Origin of the sequence: Brevundimonas sp. BR2-1, from assembly GCF_037626195.1 — a bacterium.
Taxonomy (GTDB): Bacteria; Pseudomonadota; Alphaproteobacteria; order Caulobacterales; family Caulobacteraceae; genus Brevundimonas.
The window spans coordinates 311,986-325,102 of sequence record NZ_JARKMV010000003.1 but is presented as its reverse complement, the minus strand read 5'-3'; the positions used below and the strand labels follow the sequence as shown (position 1 = coordinate 325,102).

The window sequence follows — 13,117 nt, the reverse complement described above, 5'->3', positions numbered from 1 at the left end:
ATAGGCCAAGGGGATGGCTGAACGCACCCTCGATCTCGGACAACTGCAGGCGCTGCTGGAGCGGGTGCGCGGGCTGAAGGTCGCCTGCGTCGGCGACCTGATGCTGGACCGCTACGTCTATGGCGAGGTCAGCCGGATCTCGCCCGAGGCGCCCATTCCCGTGCTGCGCACGCGCCACACCGTCGCCATGCCGGGCGGCGTGGGCAATGTGGCCCGCAACGTCGCGGCGCTGGGGGGTGTGGCGCGGCTGGGGGCCGTGGCGGGACAGGACGCCGCCGGCGACGAACTGGCGGCCCTGATCTCGGCCGAACCCGGCGTCGAGGACGCTGTCGAACGCCGGGCTGGCGTGGCCACCATCGTCAAGACGCGCTTCGTCGCCGCCGGTCAGCAACTGCTGCGGCTGGACGAGGAGGCGGCGGCTCTGATGGGAGATGAAAGCGATGCCTTTACGGGCACTTCTGTCTATCTGTTATCGGATTACTCAAAGGGTGTGGTCAGCGATCTGGTGATCGCCCAAGCCCTGTCGGCGGCCCAGAAGAGCGGCGCGCCGGTGGTGGTCGATCCCAAGGGTCGCGATTTCGCCCGCTATGGCGCGGTCGATCTGATCAAGCCGAACGCCAGCGAACTGGCCGCCGCGACAGGCCTGCCGGTCGAGAGCGACGCCGAGGCCGAGGCGGCCCTGAAGGCGCTGCTGCACGCCACAACGGCAAAGGCCGTGGTGGTGACGCGGGCCGGCAAGGGCATGAGCCTGATGCGGCGCGGCGGGGCGGTAAAGCATTTCCCCGGCCGGGCGCGCGAGGTGTTCGACGTTTCGGGCGCCGGCGATACGGGTCTGGCGGCTCTGGGCCTGGCGTTGGGCGCGGGCGCCTCGCTGGAGACGGCAGTGGAGTTCGCCATTCTCGCCTCGGGCGTGGTGGTCGGCAAGGCGGGCACGGCGGTGGTCACCCCGGCCGAGCTGATCGACGCGGAGATGAGCCAGCACGCTGCCGGGGCCCACGCCAAGGTCATGCCGCTGGAAGAGCTGGCAGCCGTGGTCGAGGGCTGGAAGCGGCAGGGGCTGAAGGTCGGCTTCACCAACGGCTGTTTCGACATCCTGCACCGGGGCCATGTCGCCTATCTGGCCCAGGCGCGCGGCTGGTGTGACCGGCTGGTGGTGGCGCTGAACACCGACGCCTCGGTGCGGCGGCTGAAGGGCGAGGGGCGGCCGATCAACGATCTGGACAGCCGGGCCGTGGTCATCGGCGGCCTGCAGTCCGTGGACCGGGTGACGGCCTTCGACGATCCGACGCCCCTGGCCCTGATCGAGCGGCTGCGGCCCGACGTGCTGATCAAGGGCGCGGACTATACGCGCGAAGGCGTGGTCGGCGGCGATCTGGTCGAGAGCTGGGGCGGCGAGGTGAGACTGGCGACGTTCGAGGACGGCTATTCGACCACGAAGACGGTCGAGAAGATGAAGGGCGGAACATGATCCGACGCATGATCGTGGTGACGGGCGGAGCCGGCTTCATCGGCTCGAACATCGTCGCGCGTCTGTGCGCCGAAGGGCGGCGCGACATCGTCGTGTGCGACCGGCTGGAGACGGCCGACCTCGGCAAGTGGAAAAACCTGGCCAAACACCCGATCGCCGACTTCTGGGAGCCGGAAGAGCTGTTCGACCAGCTGGAGCGAAACGCCGAACGGATCGAGGCCGTGGTGCATATGGGCGCCATTTCCTCGACAACCGAGCCGGACGCCGACCTGATCCTGCGCACCAATTTCGGTCTGTCGCGGGACCTGTGGGCCTGGTGCGCCTTGCGCGACGCGCGGCTGATCTACGCCTCATCCGCGGCGACCTACGGAGACGGCGGACTGGGGTTCGAGGACCATGACGATCTTCGGTCCCTGTCTGCACTCAGGCCGTTAAACGCCTATGGTTATTCGAAATATCTGTTCGATCAGTATGCGGCGCGGCAGGCGCAGTCGCGGACGGCGCCGACCCAGTGGGCGGGGCTGAAATTCTTCAACGTCTATGGCCCGAACGAGTACCACAAGGGCAGCATGAAGTCGGTCGTGGCCCAGATCTGGCCCAAGGTCCAGGCCGACCAGCCGGTGACCCTGTTCCGTTCGCACAATCCGAATTACGCCGACGGCGGCCAGATGCGCGACTTCGTCTTCGTGGACGATGTGGTCGACATGGTGGAGTGGCTGCTGGAGACGCCCGAAGTGTCCGGGGTGTTCAACGCCGGATCCGGACAGGCGCGGTCCTTCCTCGACCTGGCCAACGCCACCTTCGCGGCGGCGGGCAAGGCGCCGCGGATCGACTACGTCGACACGCCCGAGAGCATCCGCGACAAATACCAGTATTTCACCGAGGCCCGGATGGAGCGGGTGCGCGCCGCTGGCTTCAACGGGCAATCGACGCCGCTGGAAGAAGGCGTGCGCCGCTATGTGCAGGACTTCCTCGCCAGGGCGGATCCCTATCGATGAGCTGGCGCCGGCTGACCTTTCGGCAATGGGCCGGCTGGATCGGCTTGACGATCATCCTCCTGCTGGCCACGGCGGTAGCCGTGTGGCGCGGAGACATCCTCAAGGCCGGGCTGGATCCGCAGGTGCCGTTCCAGACGTATACGCCCCCGCCTGCGCCCGACTACGGCGCGCCGGCGGCCTGGGCGCTGCGCGAGACCCGGACGCCGGGCGCGGGGCCGGCGGCGATCTTCTTCGTCCATTCGACCACCTATGACGGCGGACGGGACTGGAACGGGCCGATCGGGGACCGCAGCGCCGACGCCTGGCTGAGCCGGGTCGTTTTGCCTAACTACGCTGGCCCGTTCGCCCGTTCCGGGGCGATCAGCGCGCCCCGCTATCGGCAGGGCAGTCTCTACACCCGGCTGACGCTGCGCGAGGACGCGCGGGAGGCGCGGGCCTTTGCGTATGGCGACGTGGCGGCGGCGTTCGACGTCTGGATCGCCAATCATCCGACCGGGCCGATCGTGCTGGCGGGGGTGGAGCAGGGCGGCGACATCGTCGAGCGGCTGGTGCGCGAGCGGGTCGCGACCGACCCGGCGCTGCGCCGGCGGCTGGTCGCGGCCTATCTGATCGATGTAGTGGCGGCCGCGAACGGCCTGTCGCCTCTGGTTCCCGCCTGCGCGCGCCGGGATCAGGTCGGTTGCGTCGTGGGCTGGTCTCCGGTCGGCAACGGCAATGACGGCGCGGCGCGGCGGCGGCTCCGCCGGGCGCTGGTCTGGGATACGCGGGGCCGGCTGGTCGATCTGGACGGGCGTCCGGCGCTGTGCGTCAACCCGGTCACGGGCTCCACCAACACCGCGCCCGTCGAGATGCGGGTCCACAAGGGGGCGACCAACGCCACGGGGCTGGAGTGGGGCGCGCGGCCGGCCCTGATGGCTCGCGAGATCGCCACCCAGTGCCGCGGCGGTCTGCTGCGCCACACCGAACCGACGACCGAGTCCTTCCGTGAGACCGGGAATTGGGCTGATCGAAGAAAATCCCGGCCTTACAATCTGTTCTATGGCGATATTGAAGCGGACGTTCAGGCGCGCCTGACAGCCTGGCTGGAGGAGCCTCCGCGCCAGGCCGCCGGATCATCCGCGCCGGACGTCAGAAGTCCGCCGACAGCTGAAGGCTGAAGCGGCGCGTCTCGCGCAGCTGGAAGCCGTTTCCCGACGCCACGGCGTAGCCTCTGTCGTCGAACACATTGGCCAGCAGGAGACGCGCCGACACCGGCGTCTCCCCGACCGCGAACCGGTAGCGCGCGCCCAGATCCAGGGTGGTCCAGGCGGGCACCTCCAGCTGATCGCCGCTCAATGCGGCGTAACCGGCCGTGCTGGCGATGGCGGGTCCCGTGTGCTGGACGCCCGCGGTCAGGGACAGGGCGTCCAGGAACGGGGGCCGGTATTCGACGTCGATCCGGCCCGAGCGGTTGGAGGTCGCGACGGGCCGCCGGCCCACGCGCCCGCTGTCGACGGCCTCGCCGGTGACTTCGGCGTCCAGAAGCACCAGGCCTCCCACGACCGACAACCGGTTTGTGACCTGGCCCACCACCGAGACCTCGACGCCACGGTTGGCGACGTCGCCCAGCGCCCTGTAGACCCCGTCGGACCCGACGCCATAGTAGGGCCGTTCGATCCGGAACAGGCCCGCCACCACGCGCGTGCGGCCAAGGGCAATCCTGACCCCGGCGTCCTGCTGTTCCGTGCGCGAGGCGGGCACCGCGTCATCCCGGTTGACGGCGGTCAGCGGCGGTCCCCGGGTTTCCTCGATGCCGGTCGCGGCGCCGGCGTAGAAGGCCAGCCAGGGGCGCGGACTGATCGCGAGGGTGGCGTTGTACAGCCATGGCGAATCCTCGGTATGAGCGGTGACGCCCCTCTGATGGATCGTCAGGCGATAGTCGGTCTTCTGCAGGCCGACGTTCAGTTCCGCCCGGTCAGACCATCGGCCGACGTAAGCGACGCCGCCCGTCAGCTGGCGAACCTCGCTGATGGTCGGCGTTCCGAAGACAAAATCCGGCCTGGAGCGAAACGTGTGTTCGCCGAGACGGGCGATACCGAGGAAGGCGGAGCCGCCGCCGCCGCTTACCAGACGCTTGTCGCGACCGCGAACGGACAGGTGGACCGCATGATCGAACGGCCCCGCGTCGCGGACCCAGGTCAGGCGCGCCTCGCCGGACGTCCATCGCGCGGGCAGGTCGCGCTCGGCCACCATGACATTGCGCGCCGTTCCGTCCGGCTGGATGTCGAGAAACAGGTCGTCAAAAGTGGCGACGCGGTTGGAGCGCGACTCGAACGCGCCCACCCGCAGGGTCAGGTCGTCGCGCAGGGCCAGGTCGCCCAAGAGGCCGTAGGTGTCGCTTTGCTGACGGTTGCTGGCCCAGGGCTGACTGTAGAATTTGCTGTAGTCGACCACAGGAGGCAGGACCGGACCGGTGGTGGTGAACTGGGCGGGTCCGTCGCGACTGGTCTCGGCGTAGCCGTAGAAGGCGGTGATGGAGCCGCGTTCGAACTTCAGCCGGGGAATGACGGCCAACTGGAAATAGTCGACCGTGCGGCCGTCCGAGTGGTGGCTTTCGCTCACCTGGGTCCCGGCGGCGAGGCTGGTGCGCCCGGGAATCAGCGGGATCTGGGTGTCGACCTCGACGAAGGAGCCGCCATAGTTGGTGCGGCCGCCCACGACGCTGACGATGCGCCGGTCGCCGGAGGGACGCAGCGCATAGTCGACGATCCCGGAGGGGGCGGGAAATGGATAGGCCAGAGCCGTCAGGCCGACCCGAACTGTCGAACTGGCGGTCAGGCGGCTGGTCAGGCCGTTGCCGCCCATGTCGAAATACAGGCCGTCCAGCCGCCGGTTCCCGGCCGTGACCGGGCTGAAGCCGCGTACGCTGGTGGGGCTGTAGACGCCGACCCGCTCATTGCCGATGCTGGCGCCGAAGCCGTCCGTCGCGCCGGTCACCGCATTCTCGGACGCGCGCTGGGCGCGGGCCGCCGAGGGCAGAATCATCAGGGCGAGGAAGCACAGGAGGGCCGTCTGCGAACAGGCGGCCAACGGGAGGGAAACGCGAGGCGACATGGTGCCCTTTCATGACGGCGGCGGGGAGGTTCCCTGTCCGTCGGCGAGACGGGCGGGACGCCGGCATGGTGCGGAAGCCGTCCGACAGAAAACACGCCAAACAATGCGGATAAGGCTAAGGTGAGCTGATGCTGAACACGCCCGAAAGCCTGCCGCCTCTGACCGCCGTACGAGCGTTCGAGGCCGCTGCACGTCTGGGCAGTTTCTCACGCGCCGCCTCGGAACTGGGCATGACCGCGGCCGCCGTCAGCTATCAGATCAAGCAGCTGGAGCGCCGGCTGGGCGTGACCCTGTTCATACGCCACGCCCGGCAGGTCGAGCTGACGCCGCAGGGCGCCCTGATCGGGCCGATCCTGTCAGAGACGTTCGCGACCATGCGCTCCGTCTTCGCCCATGCGGTCGAGAGCGCCGACCAGACCCTGTCCCTGACCACCCTGCCGACGGTGGGAGCCGCCTGGCTGGCGCCCAAGCTGGGGAGGTTTCACACCGACCATCCGGCCATACGGATCACCCTCGACCTCTCGGTCGCTCCGACGGATTTCGGCACCGGCCAGTTCGACGCCGCCGTGCGAAGCGGCGGGGGTGTGTGGCCGGGTCTGCGCGCCGATGATCTGGTTCCCAACCTCTACATGCCCGTGTGCAGTCCAGCGCTGAGGGAAGCGGCGCGCAGGCTGGATACGCCCGGGCCGCCGCTGGGCTTCGCCCTGCTGGGCCGCCCGAACTGGTGGGCCACCTGGTTCGCCGCCGCAGGATGGCCGGGGCTCGACCTGACCGGCCGGTTCGGCACCGATTTCGGGGCCGAGCACATGTGCGTCACCGCGGCGATCGCGGGCCACGGCGTGGCCCTGGCCTCGCCGATCTTCTTCGCCGGCGAACTGGCCTCGGGCGCTCTGGTCCCGGCCCACGACCTGGTCGTGGCGGACGGACGCCGGTACTGGTTCACCTGGCCCGGCGTGCGCGCCGGCAGCGCAAAGGTGCAGGCTTTCCGTGCGTGGATTCGCGACGAGGCCGCGCGGGATCTCGCCGTGGCCCGGCCGTATCTGGAGCGCTGCGTGACGATAGGGCCCCAAGCGGCGCCCTAGTCGATGCCCGGACGATCGTTGCGCCAGTCAAACAGGGCTTCCAGCACCCTGACCGCCTCGCCGCGCGACGAGGTCAGGTCGGGGTCGCGGCCCAGCACCAGACGGGCGTCGTCGGCCGCGGCCAGCAACAGGGCGCGGTGCCGGATCGGGTCGGCGAAGCGATAGGCCGGGAAGCCGCTCTGCTTCAGACCCAGCGGATCGCCGCCTCCGCGCAGGCGGAAATCCTCCTCGGCGATCTCGAACCCGTCCTCGGTGCGGCGCAGGGTCTCCAGCCGGGTCCTCGCGATTTCGCCGAGGCCGTCGTCGCCCCCGCCGTACAGCAGGATGCAGGCGCTCGCCTTGGCGCCCCGGCCCACGCGGCCGCGCAACTGGTGAAGCTGGGCCAGGCCGAAGCGGTCGGCGTGTTCGATGACCATGATCGTGGCGTTGGGCACGTCGACCCCAACCTCGACCACGGTGGTGGCGACCAACAGGGGGATGCGGCCGTCGGCGAAGTCGGCCATGACGCCCTCGCGCTCAGGGCCGGGCATCTGGCCGTGGGCGAGGCCGACCTCGACCTTGAGGATGCGGCGCAGATCGGCGGCGCGGGCCTCTGCGGCGGCGAGATCGGAGGCCTCGCTCTCGGCCACCAGCGGACAAATCCAGTAGGCCTGGGCGCCGCCGTCGATGGCCGCCTTCAGCCGTTTCGCCACCTCGCCGATGCGGGCCAGCGGCAGGACGGCGGTGGTGACCGGCGTGCGGCCCGGCGGCTTCTCGGTCAGGCGCGACACCTCGAGCTCGCCATACTGGGTCAGTTCAAGGGTGCGGGGGATGGGGGTGGCCGACATGGTCAGCAGGTGGACCCCGCCGGTGCGCGGGTCGCCCTTGGCCTGCAGCCGCTGGCGCTCGTTGACGCCGAAACGGTGCTGTTCGTCGATGACCGCCAGGGCCAGCCGGTCGAAGCGGACGGCGTCCTGGAACAGGGCGTGGGTGCCGATGGCGACCTGCGCCTCTCCCGAGGCGAGGGCCGCGAGGCGGGCGCGGCGTTCGGCGGGGGCGTCCCGGCCGGTCAGGAGGACGGTGGCGACGCCCGCGGCCTCCATCATCGGCGCGATACGCTGGAAATGCTGGCGGGCGAGGATTTCGGTCGGCGCCATCAGGGCGGACTGGAAACCCGAGGCGGCCGCGTCGGCCAGGGCCAGGGCGGCGACGGCGGTCTTGCCCGAGCCCACGTCGCCCTGCAGCAGCCGACCCATCTGTTCGCCCGAGGCGAGGTCGCGACGGATCTCGGCGACGGCCTGATCCTGAGCGCCGGTGAGTTCGAAGGGAAGGGAGGCCAGCAGGCGGGCGGAGGCGTCGCCGGGATGGATGACGGGGGCGGGCGTGATCTGGCGGGCGCGGCGGCGTCGGGCGAGCGCCAGCTGGTGGGCGAACAGTTCGTCATAGGCCAGCCGCTGGCGGGCGGGGGCGTCGGGCTCCAGATCGGGCTCGGCCTCGGGGGCGTGCAGGCGCTCCAGGGCGGCGCGCCAGCCCGGCCAGCGGGTTTTCGCCAGCCATGCGGGATCCTGCCATTCGGGCAGGTCGGGGGCGTGCTGGAGCGAGGCCTGGACCAGTTTGCGGATGACGCGGGAGGTGAGGCCCTGGGTCGCCGGATAGACGGGTTCGATGGCGGGAATCTCGCCGGCCTGTTCGGGGGTGAAGATGTCCGGGTGGACGATCTGGACCTCGTTGTTGAAACGCTCGACCTTGCCCGTGACGAGCCGGGTCTGGCCGCGCGGCAGCAGGCGGTCGATATGCTGGGCCGAGCCGCCGAACCAGATCAGGTGGACGAAGCCCGTGGCGTCGGTCGCCCGCACCTTGATCGGGGCGCCGGGTCTGGACGGCACGATCAGGCGGTCGATGCTGATCTCGAAAATCCCGACCTGGCCCTCGATGGCGTCGATGGCGGTCATCGGACGGCGCACGATCAGGCCCGATGGCGACAGGAACAGGACGTCGCGCACCAGCGGGCCGGCCAGCTTCTGGACGAGCGGCAGCACCTTGGGGCCCACGCCCTTCAGCGTGGAGCTCTCGGCGAAGAGGGGAAAGAGAATCTCGGGCCGCATCAGGCGACAGCATAGCTGGCGAAACGGCGGGGGGAACGCTATCTGACCCGGCATTGTTAAAAGGCGCTATCGCGCTTCGCGCTGCTTGAGCGCGCTAACCGACCGACCGGGCAAGGAAGCTTGTGACCGATACAGACGCGCGTCCCGAAGAGGCTTCTGCCCGTGAGCGGCTGGGCCGGATCGTGTTCCGGGCCTGGCGGCGCGGGTTCCGCGAGGCCGATCTGGTGCTGGGTCCGTTCGCGGACCAGGTCGGGCCGACCCTGGCCGAAGACGAACTGAATTCCCTGGAGGCTCTGCTGGCCGAAGACGACGATCACCGACTGTACGCCTGGATCATCGGCAGCGAGCCGACGCCCCCGGCGCACGACACGGCTGTGATGGGCAAGATCCGCGACTTCATGCGCGACCACGTCGCCGCCGCCGTGGCCGAGGGCGCCGGCTGATGGATGCTGTGCTGCCCAAACGGGGCGATCAGGAACTGGGCGGGGCCCCTGAGGGACTGGACGCGCTGACGGTCGCCGAGCGCCTGAAGGCCGAAGGCGGCGTCGGCGTCTTCGTGGCGCGCGACTACGCCCGTATGGGCGAGTTCGTTCAGGCGTTCGGCTTCTTCGCCCGGGACATCGAGGTCATCGAGTTTCCGGCCTGGGACTGCCTGCCCTACGACCGGCTGAGCCCGTCATCGTCCGTGTCGGCCGAGCGAATGGCTGCGCTGACGAAACTGGCCCGGCGCCAGAAGGGCGACAGCCGCCCGACGCTGGTCGTGACCACGGTCGGGGCGGCGATCCAGCGGACGCCGCCGCGCGAGGTGACCTGCGGGGCGGGGTTCGAGACGACGGTCGGTCTCGACCTCGATACGGCGGCGCTGGAGCGGTATTTCGCGGCCAATGGCTACATGCGCGCCTCGACGGTGTCGGAGCGCGGCGAGTTCGCGGTGCGCGGCGGGGTGATCGACGTCTTCCCACCGGGCTTCGAGGAGCCGGTGCGGCTGGACATGTTCGGTTCGGAGCTGGAATCGATCCGCACCTTCGATCCGGCGACCCAGCGTTCGACCGGGCAGCGGCGCGAGGTGTCTCTGGCGCCGGTGTCCGAGGCCCTGCTGGACGCCGACAGCATTTCCCGGTTCCGCACGGGTTATCTGAGCCTGTTCGGGGCGGCGGGCGACGATCCGCTGTACGCTGCGATCAGCGAGGGCGCGCGGCGGCAGGGCATGGAGCACTGGCTGCCGCTGCTCTACGACCGGCTGGAGACGCTGTTCGACTATCTGCCCGAGGACGCGAAGGTCTTTCTGGACAACCAGGTCGAGGCGGCGCGGGCCGAGCGTTGGACCCTGACCCGCGACGCATACGAGGCGCGGCGCGACGCGGCGATGAGCCGGAAGGCCGGCGGAACGGCCTATCGCGCCCTGCCGCCGGAGCGGCTCTATCTGGACGATGGCGACTGGAACAGCGCCCTGGCGGGCCGCTGGGTGCGGCGCATGTCGCCCTTCCAGGGACCAGGCGAGGATGCGGGCGGACGGCTGGGCCGCAGTTTCGCGGCCGAGCGGGCGCAGGACAGCGTCAATCTGTTCGAGGCCGTGGCGCGCCACGCCGAAAAGGTGAAGGCGGCCGGGAAACGGGTGCTGTTCGCCTCATGGACCGAAGGCTCGTCCGAACGTCTGGCCGCCATGCTGGCCGACCACGGGCTGGAGCATGTGATCGCGGTGCGCGACTGGGCGGACGTCCGGAAAGCGCCGAAGGACATCTATCTGCGCGGCGTCCTGCCGGTGGAGCACGGGTTCGAAACGGCCGAGGTCGCGGTCATCTCCGAGACCGACATCCTCGGCGACCGGCTGGCGCGGCCGAGGAAGAAGCGGCGGGCGTCGAACTTCCTGGCCGAGGCGTCGGCTTTGACGACGGGCGATCTGGTCGTCCATCTGGACCACGGCATCGGCCGATATGAAGGCCTCAAGACGCTGGATATCCAGCAGGCGCCGCACGACTGCCTCGAGCTGCTCTACGCCGGCGACAGCAAACTGTATCTGCCGGTCGAGAACATCGACCTGCTGACCCGCTACGGCTCGGACTCCGACGGCGCGCAGCTGGACCGGCTGGGCGGGGCGGGTTGGCAGGCGCGCAAGGCCAAGGCCAAGGCCCGTTTGCGCGACATGGCCGAGGGGCTGATTGCGCTGGCCGCCAAGCGATCCTTGCGCAGTTCGGACCCGATCACGCCGCCGCAAGGGCTGTTCGACGAGTTCTGCGCCCGCTTCCCCTACGAGGAGACGGACGACCAGCTGAACGCCATCGGCGACGTGCTGGAGGATCTCGGCAAGGGCACGCCGATGGATCGCCTGATCTGCGGCGACGTCGGTTTCGGCAAGACCGAGGTGGCGCTGCGGGCCGCCTTCGTGGTGGCCATGAGCGGCCAGCAGGTGGCCATCGTCTGCCCGACGACCCTGCTGGCGCGGCAGCATTTCAAGACCTTCAGCGAGCGGTTCGCCGGCTGGCCGGTCAAGGTGCGCCACCTGTCGCGGATGGTGACGGCCAGGGACGCGGCCGAGACGCGGGCGGGGCTGAAGGACGGCTCGTTCGAGATCGTGGTCGGCACCCATGCGGTGCTGAGCGAACAGGTCGGGTTCAAGGACCTCGGCCTGGTGATCGTGGACGAGGAGCAGCATTTCGGCGTCAAGCACAAGGAGAAGCTGAAGTCCCTGCGGGCCGACGTCCATCTGCTGACCCTGACGGCGACGCCCATTCCCCGCACGCTGCAGATGGCGCTGTCGGGCATCCGCGAGATGTCGATCATCGCCACCCCGCCGGTCGATCGTCTGGCGGTGCGGACCTATGTGACGCCGTGGGATCCGGTGCTGGTGCGCGAGGCCCTGCTGCGCGAAAAGTATCGCGGCGGTCAGGCCTATTACGTCGTGCCGCGCCTGTCGGACCTGCCGGACATCGAGAAATTCCTGCGCGAGCAAGTCCCGGAAATCAAGTTCGTGGTCGGCCACGGCCAGATGTCGCCGACCCAGCTGGAAGACGTGATGAGCGCCTTCTACGACGGCAGCTACGACCTGCTGCTGTCGACGACCATCGTCGAGAGCGGGCTGGACGTTCCGACCGCCAACACCCTGATCGTGCACAAGGCCGACATGTTCGGCCTGGCCCAGCTGCACCAGATTCGCGGCCGGATCGGGCGTGCCAAGGCGCGCGCCTTCGCCTATCTCACGACGCCGCCGGAGAAGCCGATGAGCCTGTCGTCCGAACGGCGGCTGCAGGTGCTGCAATCGCTGGACAACCTGGGCGCCGGCTTCCAGCTGGCCAGCCACGATCTGGACCAGCGCGGCGGCGGCAATCTGCTGGGCGACGAACAGTCGGGCCATATCCGCGAGGTCGGGGTCGAGCTGTACCAGCAGATGCTGGAGGACGCGGTGGCCGAACTGCGCCAGGCGGGCGAGGGCGGGGGCGTCGTCGACCGAGGCTGGTCGCCGGCCATCAATGTCGGCGCGGCTGTATTGATTCCAGAAGATTATGTTCCAGACTTGAACGTTCGTCTGAGCCTGTACCGCCGTCTGTCCGACGCCGAGAACTCGGAAACGCGCGAGGCGCTGGCCGCAGAGCTGATCGACCGGTTCGGGCCGCTGCCGGACGAGGCGAAACAGCTGCTGCGGATCGTCGGCATCAAGGCCAACTGCAAGACCGCCTGTATCGAACGCATCGACATCGGGCCCAAGGGCGCGGTGCTGACCCTGCGCAACAACGAATTCCCCAATCCGATGGGGCTGGTCGGGCTGATCCAGAAGAACCATGCGTTCTGGAAGATCCGGCCGGACCAGAAGATCGTGGTCAAGGGCGAGTGGGACACGGCGGCGGACCGGCTGAAGGTCGCCGAACGCATCACCGCCGATCTGGCGCGGGTGGCGGAGGCGGCGTGACCCTGACGATCCGGGAGGCGACGGAGGCGGACTGGCCGGCGATCTGGCCGATCGTGAAGGCGACGGCGGCGGCCGGAGAGACCTACACCTATCCGCGCGACCTGACCGAGGCTGTCGGCAAGGCGCTGTGGAATCCGCCGTCGTGGGTGGTGCTGGTCGCGGTCGACGAGACCGGCGCGGTGCTGGGCACGGCGAAATACGGTCCCAACCAGTTGGGACCGGGATCCCATATCGCCAACGCCAGCTTCATGGTCGCGCCGGAGGCCCGCGGGCAGGGCGTGGGCCGGGCTCTGGGCGAGGCGGTGATCCGCGGCGCAGCGGAGGCCGGCTATCACGCCATGCAGTTCAACGCCGTGGTGGCGGCGAACCACGCGGCGGTGAGTCTGTGGCGGTCGTTGGGGTTCGAAATCCTCGCCACCGCCCCGGAGGCGTTCGACCATCCGCATGAGGGGTTGGTCGGCCTGCACATCATGTATCGGCGGCTCTGA

Annotated in this window: 9 protein-coding genes; 7 read left to right on the top strand and 2 right to left on the bottom strand. The window is 69.5% G+C overall.

The genetic code is table 11. The features are described 5' to 3' along the window. The first annotated feature begins 13 nt into the window (after positions 1 to 13). Genes rfaE2 through BrevBR_RS14560 form a run of 3 tightly spaced genes read left to right on the top strand, consistent with a single transcriptional unit; the run spans position 14 to position 3,623 of the window. Entirely contained in the window at positions 14 to 1,468 is a 1,455-nt protein-coding gene (gene rfaE2, locus BrevBR_RS14570; RefSeq protein WP_332639196.1) for a D-glycero-beta-D-manno-heptose 1-phosphate adenylyltransferase, read from the top strand. Continuing rightward, positions 1,465 to 2,466, top strand: coding sequence for an ADP-glyceromanno-heptose 6-epimerase (gene rfaD / locus BrevBR_RS14565; protein ID WP_340001421.1), 1,002 nt, complete (start codon positions 1,465 to 1,467; stop codon positions 2,464 to 2,466). The genes rfaE2 and rfaD overlap by 4 nt, the downstream gene beginning before the upstream one ends. Beyond that, positions 2,463 to 3,623 (top strand): DUF3089 domain-containing protein, encoded by a 1,161-nt coding sequence (locus BrevBR_RS14560; protein WP_340001420.1) that lies wholly within the window; start codon positions 2,463 to 2,465, stop codon positions 3,621 to 3,623. The genes rfaD and BrevBR_RS14560 overlap by 4 nt, the downstream gene beginning before the upstream one ends. On the opposite strand, the gene BrevBR_RS14555 is transcribed toward BrevBR_RS14560, so the two are convergent. Continuing rightward, entirely contained in the window at positions 3,595 to 5,559 is a 1,965-nt protein-coding gene (locus BrevBR_RS14555; RefSeq protein WP_340001419.1) for a TonB-dependent receptor domain-containing protein, read from the bottom strand. The genes BrevBR_RS14560 and BrevBR_RS14555 overlap by 29 nt on opposite strands. A 128-nt stretch (positions 5,560 to 5,687) precedes the next feature. On the opposite strand from BrevBR_RS14555, the gene BrevBR_RS14550 reads away from it, so the two are divergent. Next, positions 5,688 to 6,641: a LysR substrate-binding domain-containing protein gene (locus tag BrevBR_RS14550; RefSeq protein WP_340001418.1), complete on the top strand. Its 954-nt coding sequence runs from the start codon at positions 5,688 to 5,690 to the stop codon at positions 6,639 to 6,641. Here the strand turns inward: BrevBR_RS14550 and recG are convergent. Next, complete coding sequence (gene recG / locus BrevBR_RS14545; protein ID WP_340001417.1) at positions 6,638 to 8,725, bottom strand: ATP-dependent DNA helicase RecG; 2,088 nt, start codon at positions 8,723 to 8,725, stop codon at positions 6,638 to 6,640. The genes BrevBR_RS14550 and recG overlap by 4 nt on opposite strands. A gap of 122 nt (positions 8,726 to 8,847) precedes the next feature. On the opposite strand from recG, the gene BrevBR_RS14540 reads away from it, so the two are divergent. The 3 genes from BrevBR_RS14540 to BrevBR_RS14530 are packed head-to-tail and all read left to right on the top strand — an operon-like array spanning position 8,848 to position 13,117. Further along, the gene (locus tag BrevBR_RS14540; protein WP_332639207.1) at positions 8,848 to 9,168 is read left to right on the top strand and encodes an FAD assembly factor SdhE; all 321 of its coding nucleotides are present in this window, start codon (positions 8,848 to 8,850) and stop codon (positions 9,166 to 9,168) included. Then, a complete protein-coding gene (mfd, locus tag BrevBR_RS14535; protein ID WP_340001416.1) occupies positions 9,168 to 12,629 on the top strand; it encodes a transcription-repair coupling factor in 3,462 nt (1,153 codons plus the stop codon). The genes BrevBR_RS14540 and mfd overlap by 1 nt, the downstream gene beginning before the upstream one ends. Further along, complete coding sequence (locus tag BrevBR_RS14530) at positions 12,626 to 13,117, top strand: GNAT family N-acetyltransferase (protein ID WP_340001415.1); 492 nt, start codon at positions 12,626 to 12,628, stop codon at positions 13,115 to 13,117. Before mfd ends, BrevBR_RS14530 begins: the two co-directional genes overlap by 4 nt.